Annotated in this window: 19 protein-coding genes; 8 read left to right on the top strand and 11 right to left on the bottom strand. The window is 40.3% G+C overall.

Annotation, left to right across the window (positions count from 1 at the left end; all coding sequences use genetic code 11):
* Positions 1-66: 66 nt before the first annotated feature.
* Together KME09_15900 and KME09_15895 are read right to left on the bottom strand one after the other, a co-directional pair.
* Positions 67-1,890, bottom strand: a complete 1,824-nt coding sequence (locus tag KME09_15900) for an EAL domain-containing protein (GenBank protein ID MBW4535419.1) — start codon at positions 1,888-1,890, stop codon at positions 67-69.
* A gap of 413 nt (positions 1,891-2,303) precedes the next feature.
* Positions 2,304-3,137, bottom strand: coding sequence for a DUF3598 family protein (locus tag KME09_15895; GenBank protein MBW4535418.1), 834 nt, complete (start codon positions 3,135-3,137; stop codon positions 2,304-2,306).
* Between the two features lie 86 nt (positions 3,138-3,223).
* On the opposite strand from KME09_15895, the gene dnaG reads away from it, so the two are divergent.
* From dnaG to KME09_15880, 3 genes are all read left to right on the top strand, one after another.
* Positions 3,224-5,188: a DNA primase gene (dnaG, locus tag KME09_15890; GenBank protein MBW4535417.1), complete on the top strand. Its 1,965-nt coding sequence runs from the start codon at positions 3,224-3,226 to the stop codon at positions 5,186-5,188.
* 126 nt (positions 5,189-5,314) lie between these two features.
* Positions 5,315-5,536 (top strand): AbrB/MazE/SpoVT family DNA-binding domain-containing protein, encoded by a 222-nt coding sequence (locus KME09_15885; GenBank protein ID MBW4535416.1) that lies wholly within the window; start codon positions 5,315-5,317, stop codon positions 5,534-5,536.
* Positions 5,533-5,919, top strand: coding sequence for a type II toxin-antitoxin system death-on-curing family toxin (locus KME09_15880; protein MBW4535415.1), 387 nt, complete (start codon positions 5,533-5,535; stop codon positions 5,917-5,919). Before KME09_15885 ends, KME09_15880 begins: the two co-directional genes overlap by 4 nt.
* Positions 5,920-5,924: 5 nt before the next feature.
* Here the strand turns inward: KME09_15880 and KME09_15875 are convergent, their stop codons facing one another.
* Positions 5,925-6,461, bottom strand: a complete 537-nt coding sequence (locus tag KME09_15875; protein ID MBW4535414.1) for a hypothetical protein — start codon at positions 6,459-6,461, stop codon at positions 5,925-5,927.
* Positions 6,462-6,725: 264 nt separating this feature from the next.
* Between KME09_15875 and cimA the strand changes: the two genes are divergently transcribed.
* Positions 6,726-8,354, top strand: a complete 1,629-nt coding sequence (cimA, locus tag KME09_15870; GenBank protein MBW4535413.1) for a citramalate synthase — start codon at positions 6,726-6,728, stop codon at positions 8,352-8,354.
* 12 nt (positions 8,355-8,366) lie between these two features.
* The gene (locus KME09_15865; protein ID MBW4535412.1) at positions 8,367-9,968 is read left to right on the top strand and encodes a hypothetical protein; all 1,602 of its coding nucleotides are present in this window, start codon (positions 8,367-8,369) and stop codon (positions 9,966-9,968) included.
* A 96-nt stretch (positions 9,969-10,064) separates the two neighbouring features.
* Here KME09_15865 and KME09_15860 read toward each other — a convergent pair whose 3' ends face one another.
* On the bottom strand, positions 10,065-11,288 hold the full coding sequence (locus KME09_15860; GenBank protein ID MBW4535411.1) for a bifunctional sterol desaturase/short chain dehydrogenase: 1,224 nt from the start codon (positions 11,286-11,288) through the stop codon (positions 10,065-10,067).
* A gap of 265 nt (positions 11,289-11,553) precedes the next feature.
* Between KME09_15860 and KME09_15855 the strand changes: the two genes are divergently transcribed.
* Positions 11,554-12,981, top strand: a complete 1,428-nt coding sequence (locus KME09_15855) for a glycosyltransferase family 2 protein (protein MBW4535410.1) — start codon at positions 11,554-11,556, stop codon at positions 12,979-12,981.
* Positions 12,982-13,031: 50 nt separating this feature from the next.
* On the opposite strand, the gene KME09_15850 is transcribed toward KME09_15855, so the two are convergent.
* The 6 genes from KME09_15850 to KME09_15825 all read right to left on the bottom strand — a co-directional run bounded on the left by KME09_15850 (position 13,032) and on the right by KME09_15825 (position 17,865).
* Entirely contained in the window at positions 13,032-14,141 is a 1,110-nt protein-coding gene (locus KME09_15850) for an ABC transporter ATP-binding protein (protein ID MBW4535409.1), read from the bottom strand.
* Positions 14,142-14,272: 131 nt separating this feature from the next.
* On the bottom strand, positions 14,273-15,040 hold the full coding sequence (locus KME09_15845; protein ID MBW4535408.1) for a hypothetical protein: 768 nt from the start codon (positions 15,038-15,040) through the stop codon (positions 14,273-14,275).
* A 44-nt stretch (positions 15,041-15,084) separates the two neighbouring features.
* A complete protein-coding gene (locus tag KME09_15840) occupies positions 15,085-15,441 on the bottom strand; it encodes a Mo-dependent nitrogenase C-terminal domain-containing protein (protein MBW4535407.1) in 357 nt (118 codons plus the stop codon).
* A 444-nt stretch (positions 15,442-15,885) separates the two neighbouring features.
* Complete coding sequence (gene cbiB, locus KME09_15835; protein ID MBW4535406.1) at positions 15,886-16,914, bottom strand: adenosylcobinamide-phosphate synthase CbiB; 1,029 nt, start codon at positions 16,912-16,914, stop codon at positions 15,886-15,888.
* Positions 16,871-17,260, bottom strand: coding sequence for a GFA family protein (locus KME09_15830; protein ID MBW4535405.1), 390 nt, complete (start codon positions 17,258-17,260; stop codon positions 16,871-16,873). Before KME09_15830 ends, cbiB begins: the two co-directional genes overlap by 44 nt.
* Before the next feature lie 161 nt (positions 17,261-17,421).
* Positions 17,422-17,865, bottom strand: coding sequence for an RrF2 family transcriptional regulator (locus KME09_15825; protein MBW4535404.1), 444 nt, complete (start codon positions 17,863-17,865; stop codon positions 17,422-17,424).
* A gap of 249 nt (positions 17,866-18,114) precedes the next feature.
* Here KME09_15825 and KME09_15820 point away from each other — a divergent pair, with 249 nt between their 5' ends.
* Complete coding sequence (locus tag KME09_15820; GenBank protein MBW4535403.1) at positions 18,115-18,501, top strand: AbrB family transcriptional regulator; 387 nt, start codon at positions 18,115-18,117, stop codon at positions 18,499-18,501.
* Positions 18,502-18,861: 360 nt separating this feature from the next.
* On the opposite strand, the gene KME09_15815 is transcribed toward KME09_15820, so the two are convergent.
* Positions 18,862-20,280 carry a glycosyltransferase family 39 protein gene (locus KME09_15815; GenBank protein MBW4535402.1) on the bottom strand — a complete coding sequence of 473 codons (1,419 nt, stop codon included), beginning with the start codon at positions 20,278-20,280 and terminating at the stop codon, positions 18,862-18,864.
* An 883-nt stretch (positions 20,281-21,163) separates the two neighbouring features.
* Here KME09_15815 and KME09_15810 point away from each other — a divergent pair.
* Positions 21,164-23,089: a cation:proton antiporter gene (locus tag KME09_15810; protein MBW4535401.1), complete on the top strand. Its 1,926-nt coding sequence runs from the start codon at positions 21,164-21,166 to the stop codon at positions 23,087-23,089.
* Positions 23,090-23,404: the final 315 nt, after the last annotated feature.

Here is a 23,404-nt window from a genome sequence, read left to right as displayed (position 1 = left end):
TATTAGTCATGATGACAATTAGTCTCATATTTTAAAGTTTCTCCAAGGATGAAATAGTCCTAGTTTTTAACTGGGTAAATGCAGCTGCTTTCTTACTAGTTTTTGAAACTCTTGCGCTGATAAAGGACGACTAAACAAAAATCCTTGGATGGCATCGCATTGAATATTTTTGAGAAAATCTAGCTCGGCAGTAGTTTCAACTCCTTCGGCGACAACTTTCAAACCTAATTGATGTGCCATTTCCATCACATTTTTAGTAATCACCGCATTAACCTGATTATGATTAATATCACGAATAAAGCAGGCATCTATTTTCAAAATGTCAAAAGGAAATTGCTGTAAATAGCCTAAAGAAGAATATCCTGTGCCAAAATCATCCAAGCAGATTTGAATGCCTAACTTCTTCAGCATATTTAATCTTTGAACATTAGTTCTAATATTTTCTACTAAAATAGTTTCGGTTAATTCTAGTTCCAAAAACTGAGGTTCTAATGATGTCTTAAACAGAATTTGAGTTATTTGATGAAACAAATCTGATTGTTTAAACTGCGCTCCTGATAAATTGACGCTGATTTTGTGGTTTTTAAATCCTGCATCTAGCCACGCCTGCATCTGGCGACAAGCAGTTGTTAAAACCCATTCGCCGATTGGTTTAATTAAGCCGATCTCTTCTGCTATGGGAACAAACTTATCGGCATTAATTCTCCCCATTTTGGGGTGATTCCAGCGCAACAAAGCTTCTGAGCCGATAATCAAATTCGTTTTAAGATCTAATTTTGGCTGATAGTACAGCTCCAATTCTTGTCGCTCTAAAGCATGGTGTAATTCCGATTCCAGCCTGAAATCGCCAGTAACTTTAGAATTCTTAATATTAAAAGCTACTGTATAGGCTTGACAGCGATTTCCTCCCTGACTTTTGCCATACTCGATCGCTTTATCGCTTTGTTCTAACAATTCGGTAATATCTTGACTGTCACTGGGACAAAAAGCCATGCCAATATTAGGCGAGAGATATATTTCGCGATCGCCGATCACATAATTTTGTTGCAGAACATTGAGGATAGACTGTCCATATTTACTACCTGTGATTCGACTATCTATTGCCAGCAACACTACAAAGTTATCGGGGGTTAAATAAACTACTTCGCCATGAGCAGTAAAATTCTTGACGCAATCAACCAACCGTTGAGCAATTTCTTTTAATAAGGAATCTTGTTCCTGTTTATTTAAAAAGCTACTAATCTTCTCAAATCTATCTAAGTTAAGATTAAATACACCGATAATATTTAGCTGAGATTCTTGTGCTATATCCTGTTGATGAGATTTTAGTAAGCTACTAGATTGTTCTGGATTGCGATCGGCAATTAATGATAATAAATATTCAAACAAATCTCTTAAAAAGAGTTTATTTGGCAACCCAGTCAGCTGATCTTGATAAATATTATCGTACTCTGACGAATACTCACTGATTGAAGACTGTAAAGTTCGTTGAATTGTAGACTGTTCCAAATGCTTACTCAAAGTCATTTTAACCGTAGCCTTAAGTTCTTCTTCTTTATAGGGCTTAATTAAATAACCATAACAGCCTGTTTCCGCAGCGCGATCGAGAGTTTCATTATTGGCATAGGCTGTTGTAAAAATTATCGGCACATCAGAAATAGATTTAATCTGAGATGCCGTTTCAATACCGTCAATTTCTCCTTTAATAGCAATGTCCATCAACACTAAATCTGGCTGTTCAAGATTTACACAATCAATTGCAGCTTGACCATTAGACACAATCTTGATTACGTTATAACCAAAGTTAGTTAGTTTTTTAGCTGTGTTTTTAGCGATTAGTAATTCATCTTCAACTATGAGAATATTAGTTTGAGATTTATTAGTTACCATCTGAAGAAAATAGCCATAGCTATTATGAGTAATAAATATTAGTTAGTTTTGATTGAATATCAGTCTCGAACTAAATTAAACTAGTTTTAGTTTTAAAATATAATCTACCCTGTAATCTACAAAGTATAACCTCAAGAAAAAACAATGTAAATTTATAACTTGCTTAGCGTATATTTACGGAAGAATAGCAAAAGAACCTTGATATCTAATATTTTCGAAACTATCTAAACTGCATATAATTACCTAAAATATTTATAAAATTGATTAAAAAAGTATTTTAGATTATATGTAAATATACTTAATTTAAAGTAAAATAATTATCAAACAAAATATATAGCTCAACGTAAAAACGTTAGAACATCTTTAAAATACTACTTCCTACTTCCTATTTCCTATTTCCTATTTCCTATTTCCTATTTCCTATTTTCTGTCACTAAGGTACAGCTAACCCAATTACCTTTTTCGTTATAGCTACGCATAATCCTTTGTCTAAGATTAGGTTGCAATAGCCAGCCCATTTCTAAAACGAAATTATGACCTAAACCTACTTTTAAAGGGCAACTACAGGATGCACCATCAGGAAATAACATTACCTGAGTGGGAAAATCACTGTTGTCAAATAATAATCTTGAGCCTTCTATTTTCGCAGTTGAACTAATTGTGCGATCGCCAAAAGATAAACTCTGTTCTAGCTGATTGCTATCCTTTTGTTTAATTGCTAAATGAGTGGAAAATTCTGTCGGCTGACTGAGATCTGCATATAAAGTTACGGCTTTTCCCTGCCATTCGCCGATTAAGCTATCTACAGTTAAAGTTGGTCTTTCTGGCACATTGCTATGAGGCAGTTTTTCTCTAATCAGCACTACTCTCTCCAGCTGAGACGAACTGTTGTAAAGCTCTACCATTCGTAGCCGACGAGTACCATCGCCAAACTCATTATCAATCAAGCCAAATTCACCGCCAAAAGTACTATAGGGGCCCCACTGCATACTTCCCTGGGAGAAAGCACCATTGGCAAAAAATATGATACTGCGGTTGAGCGAATCATAATCTACCACTACGTCGCGAGCTGGTTCACCAGGAGGTAAGTAACGCACTACCTGATGTACATTTTGATTATTATTTAATCCCTCTAAAGTGACTAGGGTGGGAGTATCGGCTGTTTCTTCCCCTTGAGGCGAAAAGCGAGTAAATGAGCCATGCCATTCACCTAAGTTTTTCAGAAAACAATCCCATTGTGACAGCATAATATTTGAGCGTTCAGTAAAGCTATAAGTAACAGGATAGAATAATATTCTGGCAATTTAAGACTTTTGATTGAGATTGTTATTTAGTGAAAGTTCCGCGACTGCATCCCGACACCATCGAAGAAGTACAGCAGCGAGTCGATATTGTTGATGTGATCTCCGAGCATATTGTGCTGAGGAAACGAGGCAAAGATTTTCTAGGCTTGTGTCCTTTCCATAATGAGAAAACACCTAGCTTTAGCGTTAGTCAAGATAAGCAAGTGTATTACTGTTTTGGCTGTAGTGCAGGGGGGAATGCTTATAAATTTTTAATGGAGATTAATAAGCAGTCTTTTGCGGAAGTTGTTCTCGATTTGGCTCGGCGCTATCAAGTTGAGATTAAGACAGTTGAGCCTGAACAAAGACAGGAAATTCAGCGTCAGTTTACCTTAAAAGAACAACTATACGAAATATTAGCGATCGCCTCAAGTTTTTTTCAGCACGCTCTGTATCAGTCTCAGGGGGAGGTGGCGTTAACTTATCTCCGTCAGCAAAGAAACATCGAAGAAAATACTATTAGCAGTTTCCAGCTTGGTTATGCGCCTGGAGGCTGGGAAACTCTCTATCGCTATTTAGTCGAGCAGAAACGTTATCCTGTTAACCTTGTGGAACAGGCGGGATTAATTAAACCCCGTAAAACAGGTAGTGGCTACTATGACGTATTTCGCGATCGCTTAATTATGCCGATCAAGGATCTCCAGGGAAGAATTATTGGCTTTGGCAGTCGCAGTCTTAACGATGAAGATCAGCCGAAATATCTTAACTCTCCTGAAACCCCCCTATTTGATAAAAGCAAGACTCTCTTTGCCCTGGATCAAGCTCGTAGTCCCATTGGTCAAGCAGACTGTGCGATAGTAGTCGAAGGCTATTTTGATGCGATCGCTCTCCATGAAGCAGGAATCAAGCATGTGGTGGCTTCCTTGGGTACTGCCTTTACTCAAGATCAGCTTAAACAGCTACTTCGCTTTACTGCTTCTAAACAGGTAATTCTTAACTTTGATGCCGATAATGCAGGGAAAAAAGCCACGGAAAGAGCGATCGCCGAAGTAGAAGATCTAGTCTATGGTGGAGTGGTACAACTACGTATTCTTAATCTTCCTGGTGGCAAGGATGCCGATGAATTTATTAAAAAAAGCCGAGAAGATGGCGTAGTACTCTATTATCAAGCTCTAGAAACTGCTCCTCTGTGGTTCGACTGGCTGATTGAACGCTTATTAGCAGATAAAAATCTCAAAGCTGCGGACGAATTTCAGCAGGTAGCAGCAGGAATGATTAAACTCCTCAACAAACTACAGGATGCTAATCAACGTAACCATTACTTGACTCACTGTGCTGAACTCCTAAGTCTGGGAGATACTCGATTAGTTTTGCAAAATTTGGCTACCCTGAAGTCACAAATAAAGTCAACACGCACAAACTACCAAAATAATAATCACAATTTAAGTCAAAAAAAATCTGCCTCGAAACCTACTTTTGCGATCGCTAGCGATCCTGAAAGTGAACTTTTAGAGCAAGCTGAAGCCTTACTATTACGTATTTATATCCATTACCCCCGCTATCGTGAATTAATCATCGAGGAGCTAGAAAGCAAAGATTTACTATTTAACGTGGCTGCCCATCGTTTTCTTTGGCAACAAATAATTAAGCTAGAGGAAACTGTCTCCAGTTCATCCATGAGCAACATTAACCCTTTACTCAGTGAACTACATAATCTTAGTCCCAGTTTTCCGCCAAACGTTGTCAATGTAACGAAGCTGTTTTATCTTGACGAAAAAACTCAAGAAGATGTCTTCCGCACCGAAGTTAGAGTAGCAGAAGCGATCGCCTCCTTAGAACAGGTGAACCACCAAAGACGTCAGATTTACTGCTCTGGGCAGCTACAAAACCTCAATCCCGCAACAGATCTTAAGCTGATGGAATATTACTACCAGGAAATCCAAACCGCCGTCGAAAAAATTAGACAGCTAGAACAAATACGTCTCAACTATGCCCAAGATCCCATCATTCAGTAAAGGGCTTTGCCCTAGCTTTTAGCTTTTAGCTTTTAGCTTATGGCAGAAAAATAACCAATATTTAAAAAATTATTGATTGTTGCTGATAAAATAGTAGATACATTCGTAACTACGGTTGACAAATAAATGAAGTTAAAAATTCGTAAAATTGGTAATTCATTAGGTGCTAGTATCCCCAAAGAAATATTAGAGCGGATGAACGTAGGAGAAGGAGATAGTCTGTATGTTACTCAAACACCTGACGGCATACAATTAACCCCTTACGATCCAGAATTTGAGTTAGCGATGGAAGCTGCCAAGAATATTACTAATCGCTACCGTAACGCCATGAAAGAATTAGCTAAGTGAGTCAAATCAAGTCAGTTACCCTTGCCCAAGCCAAAGCAATACATGAGCTGCAACTTGCCTTATTTGGCGGAACAACGGGAATTATTGATGAAGGAAAACTGGAAAGCGCGTTATTTAGAACTACCAACATAGCCAACTATAATCCTCAAGCTAGCCTGTGTGATTTGGCTGCTGCATTAGGCTATGGAATTGCGATTAACCATCCCTTTGTTGATGGTAATAAGCGTACGGCTTTTATTGTGATGGCAGTTTTTTTAGAAATTAATCAAGTTAAGCTAATCGCTTCAGAGTTAGACGTTGTAGAAGTTATGCTGGGGATAGCTAGCGGGACAACTACAGAAGAAATGTTGAGCAGTTGGCTCAAGCAGAATATAGACAGTTAAATCTATTAGACAGACATTTGAGTTGCCGTCCAGATTGTCCAACCGTCTAAGAGCCACAAAACCATTGTGCAGGCAAATAGAATCAAATACATCCAGGGTTGAGACAGAGGACGAATATCAATTGTATCAATGCCAGTTTTCTCAGCGACCAAAGTAACCATTTTGTTGAACCCAGCTACCCGCATTGGCAGTAAATAAGCTTTTTCAGTGGTAGGAGAGGTAAAATAATAAACTAAGCCACCTTGTCCAGTGGTACGCATTTTGAGCTGTTCGATCTCTTTCCAAGACAAAGACCATCCTTGACGGAAGAACTTTGGCACCCAGTTTGGATAAGCTACTCTAATCTGGTCATCGTCTAAAATTACTCGTTCACTGAGAGCAGCATATACAGCGATCGCTCCCAAAGTAATCCCCATCCACAACAGCCACGGTGGTACAGGTGCGTCAGTAAAGCCGGCAAGAAACGGTAACGGCACTGTTAAACCAATATAGAGAGATAAGAGAGTGATGCGAATGAGTGGAGATATTTTAAAAACATTCATTTTGATTACTGATTACTAATTACTAATTACCGATTTAATACGCTTACTTACTTACCCATTACCCATTACCCATTACCCATTACTCATTGTGAAGATTAATGTCGCGCTTCAATAAAACTTTGCGTAAGTTATCACCATCCTCACAGTAAGGATTTTTCCTTGTACAGTTACGGTAGGCATAAAAAAATCTCAAACTTGGGTAGTTAAAATATTTCTCTCTAAGTAACTTAACATTTGTTAATGATGGTTGCACCAATTAACTCAATGAAGCAAAAATCGGTAATTCAGGTTTATGACACCACCCTCAGAGATGGCTCTCAAGGGGAAGGGATTTCTTTGTCTTTAGATGACAAACTAAAAATTGCGCGCCAGCTCGATCGCCTGGGAGTCCCTTTTATTGAAGGGGGTTGGCCAGGAGCAAATCCGAAAGATGTTCAGTTTTTCTGGCAATTAAAGGAAGAACCTTTACAGAATTCAGAAATAGTAGCTTTTTGCTCTACTCGTCGTCCTAACATGGCGGTAGCCGAAGATCAAATGCTTCAGGCGATCTTGGCAGCAGGGACTCATTGGGTCACAATTTTTGGCAAATCTTGGGATCTTCATGTTGTGGAGACGCTCAAAACCAGCTTGTCTGAAAACTTGGCGATGATTAGTGAAACCATTGAGTATCTAAGAAGTCAGGGAAGAAGGGTGATTTACGATGCCGAACACTGGTTTGATGGCTACAAACAAAATCCTGAATATGCGCTTTTAACTCTTTCGACGGCCGTGAGAGCAGGAGCAGAATGGCTAGCACTGTGCGATACTAACGGTGGTACTTTGCCCCATGAAGTAACTCAGATTGTCACCGAGGTAATCGAGGCAATGCCAGAAATTAAAGGTAAATTGGGTATCCACACTCATAACGATGCAGGAACGGCAGTGGCAAATGCGATCGCTGCTGTGATGTCGGGGGTAACTATGATTCAGGGAACAATTAATGGTTATGGCGAAAGATGCGGTAACGCCAACCTTTGTACTTTGATTCCCAATTTACAGTTAAAGTTAGGCTATTCTTGTTTGGGGCAGCAACAGCTAAGTAATTTGAGTCCGACTAGTCGTTCGATTAGCGAGATTGTCAATTTAGCTCCTGATGACCATGCTCCTTTTGTGGGGCGATCGGCATTTGCCCATAAGGCAGGGGTTCACGTTTCAGCCGTAGAGAAAAATCCTCGCACTTACGAACATATTCAGCCAGAACTAGTAGGGAATCAGCGCCGAATCGTCATTTCTGACCAATCAGGATTGAGCAATGTCTTACATTATGCCGCCAAGTTTGGCATTAACTTGAGTAAACAAGATCTTACCTGTCGTCAGATTCTCGACAAACTAAAAATCTTGGAGAACGAAGGCTATCAATTTGAGGCAGCCGAAGCCAGCTTTGAATTATTAATGCGCTCAATTCTTACTCCTGGGAAACAATTGTTTGTACTTAAAGGTTTTCAGGTTCACTGTAATATTTATCAAGAACACGATAATCCTGCCAGTAAGGCGTTGGCAACTATTAAAGTAGAAGTAGACGGCAAAAATTTATTGGAGGTAGCCGAAGGTAATGGCCCTGTAGCAGCCTTAGATAGTGCTTTGCGCAAGGCGTTAGTCGGATTTTATCCTCAGATCGCCGATTTTTCTTTAGCAGACTATAAAGTTCGTATTCTAGATGGTGGTGCAGGCACTGCAGCCAAGACTCGTGTTTTAGTAGAATCAAGTAATGGAGTTAAACGCTGGACAACTGTAGGCGTATCTGCCAATATTTTAGACGCTTCCTACCAGGCAGTTGTTGAAGGTATGGAGTATGGTTTACTATTGCAAACTGCTCAAGAAAACAAAGCAGATATTGTCAAACAAAGAACGTAGCGACAAACATTTATGACCACTCTCCCCCCCACAACTAGAAGTAGACTGCAAAAAATCCCCCTGGCAAATGTTGTTTGGGAAGGCGATCGCCGTTCTCTCGGCAGTATGGCATCGCATCTAGACGGGGTAAAGAACACCGATGACCAATGTATTATTTGGGTGGATGGTTCTGAAGGTGCTGTCCGTGCTATGGATGTAGTGTCAGAAGATATGGGACTAGAAGCGGTAGTGCGAACTTTGTTACGCGCCATGGAATCGCCTCACCACCCAACCCAGCCTTGTCGTCCACAAAAAATTGTGGTGCGCGATCGCGAAATTCAGTTTTTTCTGCGGGGAGTATTGCAGGATCTCGGGATTAGCGTCGAATACGCTCCTCACCTACCCTTAATAGATCGTCTTTTTGAAGGTTTTGCCGTCATGGAAGAAGATCAGCCTAGTCCTTTGCCTGCTGCTTATGAAGAGGCGATCGATCGGGTTGCTAGCAAGATTTGGTCACATGCTCCGTGGGAATTATTAGCAGATAACGATATTTTACAGGTGGAGTTGAACAACTGTGAAATAGAGCGGGTATATATCTGTATTATGGGTATGATGTCGGCTGAGTATGGAGTGTTAATTTATCGCTCTTTAGATTCGCTTAAGCAATTTCGTCAGGCAGCTTTGGGCGAGCATCAATCAGCAGCCGAGTTAGAAAAAGCCTTTTTAGCTCAAGACTGTTGGTTTCTTAATTATGAAGAGGTAGAACCAGAAAACAGTGTTTTAGATGAGCCATCAATGGAGGCATTTTTTGGGAGTCTGCATCCTTTTGAAGGAATGCGCCATTTTCTGGATGAAACCGAAACCAGCATTGTTTACGCTACTTTAGAATCTTTACAGCGTTTTTGCGATCGCCATCGTTCAATCCTGGCTCAAGAACCAATTGAAGCGATAACTAAATCTTATCGGATTGTGCTGCCAGTCACAGCAGAGAAGAAGCACATTAACACTAAAGTTTCTACCCTACCAGAATTATCAGCAGAACTTTTGGATATGGGACAAAGGGATTTTTCTAGCTTTGCCCCAGAAGCAAATATTCCGATCCAAGAAGATTTAATTCCCGACGGCGCATTGGTCAGTTTAGCTAGCATACCCAGAGAATTGATTAAACAACTTCAGCACCAGTCAAAAACCTATTGCCAGTCGGCTAAAGTTGCCAATAAAGCTTCCGAACTGCCGACAATTTTTATTCAAACTACTCGCTCTAAGGCAAACCGTTTGATTACCAGAATTAAAGATGCGGGCGGTTTAAAAGCAGTCTGTTTTAATCCTGGTCACGATCCTTTTAATGGAGAGGTTTATGATTTGGGTATGCTGCAAACCGAGGATGATGAACTATATATCTTTGCTGAGTATTCTCAAGATGTGGCACAACAAACCAAAGCTTTGGAAACATGGCATCAACGCTGTCAAAAAACTAAAGGCTATTGTGGATTAGTCGTGGCGATGGGAGCGACAGGAGCAAATCGAGGTAATCCTCAAGCAAAAGATATGCTGGCTTTATTTGAAGTTAAATCAATAAACGGTACAGATCTGGGGATGGGAGTTTTAAAGCTGATGCCCGACTTTGATTTTTAGTCTCTTGAGCATTGATCAAAAGCTGTAAGCTATAAGCTATAAGCCTTAAGCTCTTCTAATTAAGCTTATAGCTGGAGCGAAGCCCTTTTATGTTCGTTATCGAGTGGCTGAACTAAAAAAGCGGAAATAGGTAGAGGTAAAAAATTCTTTCAAGGGAAACAAGATAAAAGTTAGGGGGTTAATCGTCACGATTATATTACGTATATCTCGACGGGCTAAATTAACAATCTGTTTTGCTACCCATTCAGGGGACATTACGCCAAGAGGATTAAGCTTACTCTTAAAAGGCCCTAGAATAAGCTTTCGTACCATACAGGGAGCGTCTAAACGACGCATGGTTACTAATTCGCCGATCGCTCTTTTACTCAATTCATATAGGGGACTAAAAGCAGGGTTAACTTCTGCTTCTGAAGTATTGACCCAGACTTCTTTGCGAATCATGTCGCGATCGCTTTTGACGGTTTGGAAAAATAACTCCATCAAACGCAAGGTAGAAAAAGTATTAATTTCATAGGACTTGGCGATCGCACTCTCATCCCTTTGACCATGGACATTAACTCCATGATTTAAAATCAAAATATCAACTTTTTCTAACTGAGGGAGTAATTCTGCTTCTTGTCCAGCTTGCCAGGATATAGTTTTGATGGGGATTTTCTCCCCCGCAATTTCTAGCTCGATTTCCATTTCAGAGGAAGTTAAAGCGATTACCTTTGCCCCCGCCAGGTGTAGTTGAGTTAATAAAGCTCTACCCAAAGTTCCTGATGCTCCCGTAACGGCAATGCGTTTATGCTTAAGAGACAATGCTGTACCTAAAAGTTTATCTACCACCGTCAATGTTCCAGAAAAATAAGCATCTTGATTATCAAAATGGTGTCGCCAATGGTAAGGACGATTAACTAGCCAGCGGGAAGGTAGGCTGGTAAACTCTCCTGGTCGATGGGTCACATCTGTTAGTTCATCCACCCAGGGAATACCAAGTCCACGGGCGATCGCGCCTAACAAAAAGCTTAAAGTATAAACAGAACCTGTCCATGCTGCCCACTGAGGTGTTATGTTCCAGATCTGAGAAAACTGCCAGGGAAGAATGCTCAAGATCAGCATTACCAAAGCCTCTGGTACGTCATTATACCAATGAGCCTGACGATAAATTGTATCGCTGACGACTGAGAGATCGGGGCGAAAAACTTTGTGATGCCAGACGTGAAGACGATATAAGGGTTGCCAGAGATGAGATAAAGTATGATATAAATCTCTGACCAACTCTACCCACAATACTGAGGCTAAAGCGATCGCCAACCCCTCAACCCAACTACCGATCATCATGTTGTTATAACTTCAATTAAATTTAGAAAAATTAAACTCTTGCTGCTACTTACTTTAACCAAAAATCAGCCTGAGAACCAATAAATTAAGATATTAGCCACTTTATTCGCTACTGTGCAAATTCAAATTCTGTAAAGAAAGTTTACAATTTTCGCTACAATTGAGCCAGGACGATTAACAATAATTTGATTGCTGATTTGCAACATCAAAGACGCGATCGCCTAAAGTTTTGAGCCTAGCGCAGAGATTTAAAAACATAATTATGACAGAGAATTATTGGTCAAAAGAACAAGCCGATTCAGATTTAGATCCTATTAATTCTCTTTTAGCTGAATTATCCGACCCAGAAGTTGCCGAAGAAGAGTTTCGGGAGAACTTTTTTCAGGGTTTAGCGGGGCGTAGACAAAAAGCTGCCTTTTTACTAATGACAGTCTGGCTAACTGTAATTATTCTAAATTTAGTTAGTTGGGGCATCTGGTTGGTTTTCGGCTTCACATCTCTGGTGGGGATGCAAATATTACGCTATTTATTTGCCAAGTCGGATCCTGTACCCAATCCTTTAGCCGATGACTGTTTGACAGATGCGCCTCAAGTCTCCCTTTTAGTAGCTGCCAAGAATGAGGAAGTTGTCATCAGTAACCTAGTCGCAATGCTCTGTAACCTCGATTATCCAGCCGACAAATATGAAGTTTGGGCAATTGACGATCGCAGTACTGATAATACTCCCGCAATTTTAGATCGGCTAGCGAAAGAATATCCGCAACTTAAAGTAGTTCATCGGGGGGCTAATGCTGGAGGTGGTAAGTCAGGGGCGTTAAATCAGGTAATTCCGCAAACTTTTGGCGACATTATTGGCGTATTTGATGCGGATGCCAAGGTTTCACCCGACCTGTTGAGAAGAGTTGTACCATTGTTTGATAATGCTCAAATGGGAGCAGTCCAGGTCAGAAAAGCGATCGCTAACTCTGACGAAAACTTTTGGACGAAAGGACAGGCAGCAGAGATGGCTTTAGATAGCTATGTCCAGCAGCAACGTATTGCCGTAGGTGGAATCGGCGAACTGAGAGGTAATGGTCAATTTGTCAGCCGTCAAGCCCTTCATAGCTGTGGTGGTTGGAACGAAGAAACGATCACCGATGATTTAGACCTGACTATCCGTCTTCATCTCGATAACTGGAAAATTGGTTTTCTGCTCACTCCCCCTGTCTTAGAAGAGGGTGTTACTAACGCCTATTCCCTTTGGCATCAGCGCAATCGTTGGGCAGAAGGTGGCTATCAACGCTACCTCGACTATTGGCGCTATATTTTCCGTACGCCGATGGGATTTGGCAAGAGAATCGATTTACTCTGCTGGATGCTGCTGCAATACCTTGTCCCCGCAGCTAATGTACCTGATGGCATTATGGCGATCGCTCGTCACCGTTTACCAATCCTCAGTCCTGTGACCGCTTTACTATTTGCCTGGGGTTTCGTGGGGATGTTTCGGGGGTTAGTTCGAGTACAAAAAGCTTCTGCTCAACCAGTAATACCTGTTTTATTTAAAATTACGGCTCAATCTTTACGGGGTTTAGTCTACATGCTTCATTGGCAAATAGTCATGTTTAGCGTTACTGCTCGCATGTCCATCCGTCCCAAACGCTTAAAGTGGGTTAAAACTGTACATGAAGGTTCTACCAGCTTAAATAGTTGAGATTTCCTACTACCTACTACTTTCTCTTTCCTATTTCCTATTTGCGAAGCTTATCCTTTGGCAAAGATCTGGGGAGTATCGCTATTGAAAGATAAGCTCACTTTTTCCCCCACAGCGATCGCTGTAGCCAAACCCATCCGTACATAAATTATTTTGCCTGAAGCTGTCTCTACTGCGTAATAGTACTCTCGACCTAAAAACTGTCTCGATCTAACCACAATTTTTGAGTTGGGATCGGCTACTAGGGTAATATCTTCAGGACGCAACATTAAGTCTCCAGTTGTTGCTTGATTAGTTTGAGATGGCGCGGTTATCTCGCCAATTTCTGTAACCCAAACTTGTCCCTGTTTAGTAGCAGGTAGAAAATTAGCTTGAGTAACAAACTCGGCTACAAAGTGCGTTGCTGGGTTGAGATAAATTTCTTCTGGAGTTCCTACCTGCTCGATTTTGCCCTGGCGCATCACGGCAATTTTATCAGAGATTGCCAAAGCTTCTTCGCGATCGTGAGTGACAAAAATAGCTGATGTTCCTGCTGCTTTGAGAATAGCCCTAATTTCAGCTCGCAGACGATGGCGTACCTGGACATCTAAATTACTCAGGGGTTCATCTAATAAGATCAGCGCTGGTTCAGGTGCTAAGGCTCTGGCTAAAGAAATACGTTGCTGCTGCCCTCCTGAAAGTTGATGAGGGTAACGCTGTTCAAAACCTTCTAATCCGACCAGTTGCAGAATTTCTCTCACTCTCTGCTTAATCTGGGGCTGATTCTGACGAGAAAATAAACCCTTACCCAAGTTTTTGTGCTGACGTTTCAAACCAAAGGCAATATTTTCTGCCACCGTCAAATGAGGAAACAGGGCGTAATCTTGAAACACCATGCCTGTCTGACGTTTCTCCGCTGCTAAGGATTCGCAGTTAGTACAAATTACCTTGCCCGCGATCGCCACTGTTCCCTGGGATATGGACTCAAATCCCGCCACTATTCTCAGCAAGGTGGTTTTCCCACATCCAGATGGCCCTAATAAGCCCAATAATTCACCATGATTAAGAGTTAAGCTGACATCATTTAAAACTGCCATGGACTGACTGTTGATGCCAGAGCTTGCTCGACCAGGATAAGTCTTAGTAATGTTGTTAAGCTGGAGAATTACTGACTGATTCATTATTTAGATGTCGATCGCCAGCAGAAATTTGGGTAACTTCTCTAGCTCTTTATAAGAATAGTTCTCAATTAAAGTCTACCTTATGAACCTTCTCTTTTTACTTTGTCTTTAAGATCGTGAGTTAATTGCCTTTAAAACAGGCTGTATCTCTGCAACAGGGTGTCGATTAATTTGGGCAGACTCTTGGCTAGTTGCTTACCGTCAGTAAAACTCAATTGTTTATAGCCAGCCATATCGAAAGGTGACGTTCCTGATAAATCAGCGCGTTCTTGGCTTAAAAGCAAAATCTGACCATGATCTTTAGTTTGAATCCCATAGCCCAATTCTATACAGACGTTCGAGTCCATAAGTAACTCAGACCGATCCCCTGTCGTAATGTTCTCAATCGGGGTGACATCGGCAATTAACAGTAAACTTTTCCCAATCTTGCTAAACTGACTGTTACTCAAGCGTAGCGGTGAGCCTGGAGTGCGGGGAGTAACCTCTAGAGTTAGGGGAATTCGCGATCGCGTTGCGAGATTATCGATAATGGTGGTTAAAGCCGAGGTAATCGCTTCATTAGCAGCCTGGTGATGAGTTTGAGGACTGTAGTAAATAGTTGGTTGCAACCCCGAAATACTGGTAGATTTGGTGAAATAAATTTCTTGAGAAACTAAATCAATATTGGATACTACATAAGTACCACTACCTTGGATATAAAATTCAACTGTTTTGCCTGATAGATATAGTTGAAACCAGTCTGAGCCTTCTACTTCAAGGCGATCGTCTAAAAAATCTGCCCGCAAACCTGTTTTTAACAGGCTATTTCTACTTAAGCGTAAAGTAAAAGGCCGTTGAATTACCTGCTTAATCGGTTCATACTGTGCTAAATACCAAGCTTTGAGTGCAATAATTGCCACGATTGTCTGTTAAAAGATTAAGATCACTCAATTTTAATCTATAGTCAACAGTAGATGCTAACATCCTCACCACAAGTATCGGCTAGATAGCAAATTGCTCGGAAACGCAAGGCAATTACCTCATCGTAAACAGGATTAAGCTTACACATGGGGGGAATTTTGACCAAAGTACGTCCCAATAACTTTATTTCTCGCTCAAACGGACATTGGCTAGGGATTATTCTACAGATGCGATGGGCAAAAGCACGATCTTTAATTGCCAGATCGTCTAACCATTTACGCACAGGAGATAGCAGATCGATTTTACTTTGCTTGGTTAAGGTAATGGGAGATATAGCTTGTATACGAGCTAGCCACAAGCTAGGATGCAAGCTTTCAAATGTATGCTGTACTAAATTCATCATGGACTCCTCAATATCAGTATTTACTAACGGTATTAATTGATTGACTATGGTTCTTTTATGTCTAGTTGTCTAGTTAAATGCGCCGACTTAAACGAGAGAATTCTAGTTGGTTGGCGAAGTTTAATCTGTAAAAAAGCTGATTGGCTGATCAACTTTTTATTCAATCTTATGCTGCACGATTTCCTCTTCATTTTGCCTGAGCAAGATTACCTAATTGCTGTAAAGTTTGTCTGAAGTTATGGTTAATTATTTGTAAACATAAGGATTGAACACAGCACTAAACATCATTTAAATAGAGATCTGAATAGATCTGGAAAAATCACAGCTTCTGTTGTAACAGATAAATTTGAGGCGGATTGTTATTTAAGTCACATTTATGTTGTTATGCTGTGCTTAACCATGCTAAAAATGCATTATTTATTAAATGATTATCAAAGTGAGTTAAAAAATCTGACCTAGATAATTAATAGCGATCGCGATCGCCAGCCAACTTAAAAAAATATAGCGAGTTAAGGTTAAAGCATCATTAATTTTTGCTTGAGAGATTTGTTCTGTAGGATTGCCTAGCAAAGGTTTTTCTCGCACCACCCCTTGATAAGTGTTTTCTCCTCCTAGTTGGACTTTTAATACTCCTGCATAAGCAGCTTCGCTCCAGCCTGAATTAGGACTAGGATCTTTAATGCCATCACGACGGCAGATTCCCCAAATCTCTAAAGGTCTAAGCGAACCAAGACACAAAGTCAGCACCGTTAGACGACAAGGGAGCCAGGTTAAACGATCTTCTAATTGAGCGCTAAACCAACCTATATCTGTATAGGGTTCACGAAGATAGCCGACCATTGAATCTAATGTACTAGCAGCTTTATAAGCTAAGGCGACAGGAACAGCACCAAGAGGAGTAAAAGAACCAGCGATCGCATAAAATAGTGGCGCAGTCACACCATCGACCGCATTTTCCGCCACAGTCTCTAATAAGGCTCGCAGAATTTCTGGCTGTGATAAATTCTTGGTGTCTCGTCCGACGTATAAACTAAGACGCGATCGCGCTTCGATTAAGTTATGAGCATTAATTGGAACTAAAACATCCTGTACGGCAAGGCGCAGACTTTTACCCGCCAAACAGCTAGCTAGAAGGACTATTTGGACAGTTAATCCCAGAATAGGATGAACAGTTTTACTAAGCCAGATCATCAACCAGCTCATTAATCCGCTACCAATAATTAAGCCGAGACCTAACCCTACTCCCGCTAAACGACGTTGCCAACCAGGAGGACAAACTTTGACTGTTAAATCAGTGTAGTTTTGAATTATCCATCCCATCACCTGCACTGGGTGTAGCCACCCCCAAGGATCGCCAATAAGATAGTCTAACCAAGCTGCCAATAAGAGAATTATGCTTGGAGATGAACTAAGACCTAAAGCTGAATTAATCGCGAATTTGAGCAATGTTATCTGACCAATTTTGGCCATCAAATGAGCGAATAGTAAATTTGTCCGTAATATCTCGATCTAAACAGCGCAGATTAACATCAATTGAATCGGGATGAGACCGAGGGCGATAAAAAGCATGTATGCCACAGATCGAACAAAAAGTGTGTCGAGCAACCTTGGTATGAAAACTATAACAGGTCAGACTATCTAATCCCTGCAATAGCTCAAAATTTTCGGCAGGAACAATCAGATGCAAAAACCCTTTTTTACGACAAATAGAACAGTTGCAATCTTCTGCTATAAATCTATCTATTAATACTTGAAAGCGGACTGAACCGCAATGGCAGCCACCTTGATAAGTTAAAGCTTTTTGAGATTTAGTCAATTCAGTTAAAATTGAAGATATAACCTCTATATATTGTATACAGAAACAGCTTTAAGAGTGTAATTTTTTGCTAGATTAACCCCCATCAGAGTTATTTTTTGTGATCCACAATTAAGCGTAATTTTTGCCATCTTGCGCTAAAACCAAAGCTATTTACTGCTTTAAACCACAAAATTATTTTCTTCTCCCTGAGCCGCCTGCCAACTGCGAGCATCATAATATAGATCGGCTAAAGTAATTCCATATAAAGCTTCTTTTAGTTTTTGATGTAGTCTACGCCAAAGACTAAACGTAACCCAATCTTCGGCTAAATTGCAATCGGGAAATTGACGAGGTAAAGGTTCAATAGTTTCGCCCACCGCTTCTAAAATTTTGCCCAATGAAATTTGCTCTGGTTTAGCTGCTAGCTGATAACCTCCTTTTGCCCCTCTAACTGAATTGACAATGCCAGCTCGTCGCATTTCTATCAATAACTTTTCCAGATAAGGTGCGGGTAAATCTTGTCTTTGGGCAATCATTTTAACTGATGTTGGTTGATATCCTGGCTGTAAGCTTAAATCCAATAATGCCTTCACACTATAATGACCGCGAGTAGTTAATTTCATTGATAAAATTTTAATCCTTAGTAAAACCTGCGTATATTAGTCGATTTTTTTTCACTAACTTATAAATATTAATTATTGGCAATGTCAGCATAGATCAATAAAATTAAATTTTTTAATTTAGTTTATTATGCTCAATAAGTGTAATATAGTTTTATAGGCAAATAAAAAAGTAAAAAAATCAGCCCAAGCTAAACTTTAAGCTGAAAGTAAAATTGTAAACCAAATAGATTTTTAGTTGTTTCAAATTTAATGGCAAAAACAACCCAACCACAACCTTTAGTCGGTTCAACGTTAATAGATAGAGTAAAAGAGCTTGGCACTCTCTCAAAAGAAGAGAAAGCCAAAAAATGTGGCTATTATACAGTCACCAAAAACGGAGTAGAAAGAGTCAACATGATGAAATTTCTTAATGCATTAATCGATGCAGAAGGAATTGAATTAGATAGCACCTCCAATGGACAAGGTAGAGGCGGACGTTCTGCTAGCTATCGGATTAGCGTCCAGTCTAATGGTAATTTATTAATTGGCTCTGCTTACACCAAAAAAATGGGGTTAGAACAAGGAGATGAGTTTGAAATAACTTTAGGCAGAAAGCATATTCATCTACGGCAGATTGGTGTTGATGATGAAGACTAGGCTACTATAAATTTTATAGACAGAGATCATATAATTTATGTCAGCTAAGCAATCAAGAATAAAACTAGTTAGAGGGGGTCGGTTTGATCTAGATTTATTACCGTTCGACCTCTTTTTTGTTTTTGCGACTTAATTTTTGAAGAGAAATTAATTATGTAGTTTTCTGCTATTAATAGCTTATAGTTTATTTAATAACAGCTAAAAAATGCAGTGATAATCAAACTTAATTGTTCTAATTTCCTGGTTGATTGCTAATTAGTTAATCTAATTAATTCAATAGAGCAAACTCACTTCTTCTGTCTGTCGTCAAAATAGTACAGTTCAGAAATCGACTGAGAAATCATTTGGCGATTGTCGCGATCAAAATTGAGACTGGGGCGAACTACTGTTTGAGAAAGAGTTTGCTGGCTGCACAAGTTCCGCAATCGGTGTGGTTGGCTGTAATTCTCCACGTTCCCAAATCCAATGAGGAGAAATCACTAGCAAAAAAATAGAGACAAAAAGACCCCAAAATAACAAAGAGATAAATTGCTTGTCTTGCTGAGCAATAGCGATCGCTGTAGCGCCAAAAGTAATACTGAAAGAACCACAAATAAACGGTAAGTAAAAATCAATATAGTTGCGGATACCCCAGTTTAGTCCTGCTAAGGCTGCCAAAGCTGCCATCAAAGCAAAGCCATATATCCAGTTTCGTGGGTAAAGAACAAAGCTAGGTAAATTGCGAATTCGGTCTAGCTGCTTGCCTGCTGCCAAAGCCAAAGCGGGATATAGGGGCAATATGAGCCAATCATTTTGGTTAAGCATTAAAAATCCCAGGACTAAGTAACCTCCCAGCCATACCGCCAAGAGCTTTGCCCATCCCCAATGAAGATTATGCTGAATTAACTGTATTCCCGCAAACATAACCATCAGCCAGGGCAACAAATACTGTAAACTTTGAAGCAGATAGTAGCCAGGAGACGATTCAACTACGGCAAAATGCTGCTGTGGTTCAGTCAGAAGTAAATTTAAGAAGCCGCCACCAACATTAAGCTGACGATAGTGGAAGAATTGAGCAGAATACCACACCAGGCTAGGAACTGCACCAAGTAATAATCCACCCCAAAAATAAACCGAACTAAGTAATCGAGGAGTGTCCCAAAATAAAAATAACAAAGCGATCGCTAAAACTTGAATCCCGAATAATCCATTCGTCAGGCTCATCAAGCTAAAGCCAATTCCTGTGATTAAACTCCATTTCAGGTCACGGCGCGAGCGTAAAACTGCCCAAATCGTCAATAGTTCAAAACACAGCAACGGCCCGTCTAAGGTAGCTAATCGACTGTAACGCACTACAGGTACGCAAGTCAGGTAGACTAGAGCCGAAAACAAGGCAGGAAGACGAGCAACAAAGATTTCACGTCCGATCTGATAGAGCAACAGCACCGATAAGGCTCCTAATAAAGCTCCAGGAAACCGAGTTGTCATCTCCCCTACGCCACTAATTCCATAAGCGATCGCCACTAAATTATGTACCAAAGGAGGCTGTCCTAGATATGGTTCATGCCATAGAGTTGGGAAAATCCAGGTGCTTAAATCACTACTGCGATAAATCTCTTTTGCCACTTGTGCCAGGGTTGCCTCATGAGAATCTAGCAGAGGTAAGTTTGATAAATTTACCAAAAACAAAGCTGCTGCTGCTAGCAATAACCCAGTTAGGCACAGAAACTCGAGCCAAATTTCACTTTGGCGCAGCCGATTAGATGAGCGTCTCCACATCGATACATGGTGAATGGACATAAGTTAACGAAGCAACTAAAGCTAATTGTTGATCTTGACAATTTTGATTAGTAAGAGTGTAAAAACATGAAGCTCAAAACATAGCTTTTTTTTATTTTAAACAGATTTAGCGTGAGTCTAAACTAGAGCAATCCCGATTAGCACAGCAGTACTCAAAGATTTATTAATTCAGTCTATTCAACGATCGCCGAAGATTGTTCCAAAACAACTTAGCAAAATTTCGCCTTGAGATTTGCCCTCAATAGTTTATCTCTTTATGTCGCTTAAAACGAGATTAATCCATCTTAAATAGCTTTTTTTTTGGCAACTACTACGTTATTTTTGAATTATTCAAATTCCTGAATAACTTTACTGTAAACTAAATTTAATCGAATTAGCTTGACCAAATATTGAGAGAAAATAGCAGAGTAATCTAAGATGGAGATGCTAAGATAACTCAACATAAAGTAATTGCGATCGCGAAGCGTGGGCGGAACCCAATCGTCATAGGCAACAATATTATCAGATACCTCTAAAAAATTTAGCAGTTTCTCTCAAAACCTTTTGCTTAATCATCATATATTGCATTCAGAAATTTTCTCGATCTTGTCAAGGTGAAATAGACTAGTTAATGAGTCCAGGTTTTTTCTGGTTAGATCCACAATTTTTAGGTTGACTAATATACTTGAATGGTAAATGAAATAAGGTAACTATTACGGCGCGTTTTTTGCAGGAAGCTGCCCATTTGCGAAGCTTATGCTAAAGCATTTGCGGAGCTTATCCTTTAGGACTAGCTGCGCGTCGTCCTTTAGGACAAAAAAGCCGCCTTACCGAATTGAGCAATCTGTTTTTTCGAAACTCTCAACTAACAGCCTGCATAGAACGCTAATTTTTTGCTTATCTTATGGAAGAATCTTTTCAAATTACCATCCAAATAGTTATTGCGGTTCTAGCAGGTATCAGCGCCCAAGTTGTAGCCGAATATTTTAAAGTCCCCAGTATTGTTTTTCTGTTATTGTTCGGCATTTTATTGGGTTCAAGTTCGCTAGATATACTCCATCCTCATGACTTAGGGGTTGGATTAGAAGTGCTTGTGGCTCTTTCAGTGGCGATCATCTTGTTTGAAGGAGGCTTAAATTTAGAGTTGCGAGAACTGGGTAAGGTATCAGGTAGTTTGCGTAACCTAGTCACTATCGGCACTCTAATTACTCTGATTGGAGGCGGAATGGCTGCCCACTGGCTGGCAGAGTTTCCCTGGTCGATCGCTTTTCTTTATGCTTCTTTGGTGGTGGTAACTGGCCCGACTGTAATTAGCCCGCTATTAAAACAAGTGAGAGTAGATCGGCAGGTAGCTACCCTATTAGAAGGGGAGGGCGTATTAATCGACCCTGTAGGGGCAATTTTAGCCGTAGTGGTGCTAAATACTATTCTCAATACCAATGCTGCACCAATGGATATCATGAGTGGTCTACTGCTACGTCTCGGTATCGGGGCGATAGTCGGTGGACTTGGAGGCTGGTTGCTAGGATTACTCTTGAAACAGGCAAACAGTATTTCAGATGAACTCAAAAATCTGGTAGTCTTGGCTGGGGTGTGGGGACTATTCGGGCTTTCCCAGAGTTTACGCAGCGAGTCTGGACTAATGGCAACTGTCGTGGCGGGTATTGTCGTTAAAGCTTCGGCTCTCCCTGAAGAAAGGCTGTTGAAAAGATTTAAAGGTCAACTAACGGTACTGTGTGTTTCTGTGCTGTTCATTTTGCTGGCTGCCGATCTCTCCATTGCCAGTGTCTTTGCTCTAGGCTGGGGTAGTGTCCTAGCGGTAGCAGTTTTAATGTTAGTAGTCAGACCCATTAGTATTGCTGTTTGCACCTGGAATAGCGATCTAAATTGGCGACAAAAAGCTTTTTTAGCCTGGATTGCCCCCAAAGGAATTGTCTCGGCTTCGGTAGCTTCTTTATTTGCTATTTTATTGACCGAAAAAGGAATCAACGGTGGAGATGCAATTAAAGCTTTAGTCTTTTTGACTATTTTAATGACGGTTTTCTTTCAAGGGTTGACAGCACGGTGGGTCGCCAACTGGTTAAATATTACCTCCAGTGATGCTAAGGGAGCCGTGATTATTGGCTGTGATGGGTTGGGTCGCTTTATGGGTCGCTTGTTTCAGCAGCTAGGGGAGTCGGTGGTCATGATTGATACCGATCCTGATGCGTGCAAGAAGGCAGAGGCGGATAACTTGCCAGTTTTCCAAAGCAGTGCGCTCGATACTGAGGTCTTAGCTGAGGCAGGGATCGAATCCATGGGAACTTTTTTGGCTTTAACTAATAATGGCGAAGTAAATTTAGTTCTGGCTCAAAGAGCGGCAGAAGAATTTAAACCCCCTAGGGTACTAGCTGCTTTCCCGCAAAATAACTCTACCGAAGGCAACAGCGCCAGCAAAGTTAGTCAAGCGTTAATTTCCCAATTACCAATTAAAATTTGGAATAGCTATATTGATGATGGTCAGATTAAACTGGGTCGAACCATTATTCAAGAATTAGATTTTTCTTTTAAATCGGCTCATCTACAGGCTCTAATTCGTGCTGGTGAAATGCTGCCTCTAATCGTCAAGCGTGGAGATAGCTTTCAAGTGGCGGTAGCAGATGAAGAATGGCAGGCGGACGACGAAATTTATTATTTGCTTCATGACCCCAGACCAAAATTATTGAAACGTCTTTCGGGAGGAAATCAATCTTCTCGCTTACTTTTAGAGCGCTTGCCCGAAGTGGAAGAAATCTCTTTGGCTACATCGATCCCCCAAATATCTTCTGAGAAAGTTGAAGAGGCTATTTAGATTCTTTGGGCTTACTTTTAATTAATAGATAATTAATAGATTTTTTGCAGAATTGTTTTTAGTAGGTCAAACTATCATGGTATATGAAGTTAATTAAATAAATTTTGAGCGGTATGGATGTCAAGTTAATAATTTTAGTCTTAACAGGAATTTTTACAGTAGCCTGCTTGTATTTTGGTACTAAGGGTGGTTATTACGATACAGACAAATATGATGGCAATGGATCTGCTCACTAATTCGTTAAATGCAGCCTAATTTTAAATTTGGTTCAATTAGTTTAAGCAAAAACTAATGCTCTGCCTAAACTCAACTTAT

This window comes from Pleurocapsa minor HA4230-MV1, assembly GCA_019359095.1.
Lineage (GTDB): Bacteria > Cyanobacteriota > Cyanobacteriia > Cyanobacteriales > Xenococcaceae > Waterburya > Waterburya minor.
Note: the sequence above shows the minus strand (reverse complement) of the source record. Positions and strands in the feature narration are given on the sequence as shown.

Bases quoted from the DNA above. Each gene is read 5' to 3' on its own strand.
- KME09_15900 (MBW4535419.1), bottom strand. From the start codon at position 1,890: ATGGTAACTAATAAATCTCAAACTAATATTCTCATAGTTGAAGATGAA.
- KME09_15895 (MBW4535418.1), bottom strand. From the start codon at position 3,137: ATGCTGTCACAATGGGATTGTTTTCTGAAAAACTTAGGTGAATGGCAT.
- KME09_15885 (MBW4535416.1), top strand. From the start codon at position 5,315: ATGAAGTTAAAAATTCGTAAAATTGGTAATTCATTAGGTGCTAGTATC.
- KME09_15875 (MBW4535414.1), bottom strand. From the start codon at position 6,461: ATGAATGTTTTTAAAATATCTCCACTCATTCGCATCACTCTCTTATCT.
- cimA (MBW4535413.1), top strand. From the start codon at position 6,726: ATGAAGCAAAAATCGGTAATTCAGGTTTATGACACCACCCTCAGAGAT.
- KME09_15865 (MBW4535412.1), top strand. From the start codon at position 8,367: ATGACCACTCTCCCCCCCACAACTAGAAGTAGACTGCAAAAAATCCCC.
- KME09_15860 (MBW4535411.1), bottom strand. From the start codon at position 11,288: ATGATCGGTAGTTGGGTTGAGGGGTTGGCGATCGCTTTAGCCTCAGTA.
- KME09_15855 (MBW4535410.1), top strand. From the start codon at position 11,554: ATGACAGAGAATTATTGGTCAAAAGAACAAGCCGATTCAGATTTAGAT.
- KME09_15850 (MBW4535409.1), bottom strand. From the start codon at position 14,141: ATGAATCAGTCAGTAATTCTCCAGCTTAACAACATTACTAAGACTTAT.
- KME09_15840 (MBW4535407.1), bottom strand. From the start codon at position 15,441: ATGAATTTAGTACAGCATACATTTGAAAGCTTGCATCCTAGCTTGTGG.
- cbiB (MBW4535406.1), bottom strand. From the start codon at position 16,914: ATGGCCAAAATTGGTCAGATAACATTGCTCAAATTCGCGATTAATTCA.
- KME09_15825 (MBW4535404.1), bottom strand. From the start codon at position 17,865: ATGAAATTAACTACTCGCGGTCATTATAGTGTGAAGGCATTATTGGAT.
- KME09_15820 (MBW4535403.1), top strand. From the start codon at position 18,115: ATGGCAAAAACAACCCAACCACAACCTTTAGTCGGTTCAACGTTAATA.
- KME09_15815 (MBW4535402.1), bottom strand. From the start codon at position 20,280: ATGTCCATTCACCATGTATCGATGTGGAGACGCTCATCTAATCGGCTG.
- KME09_15810 (MBW4535401.1), top strand. From the start codon at position 21,164: ATGGAAGAATCTTTTCAAATTACCATCCAAATAGTTATTGCGGTTCTA.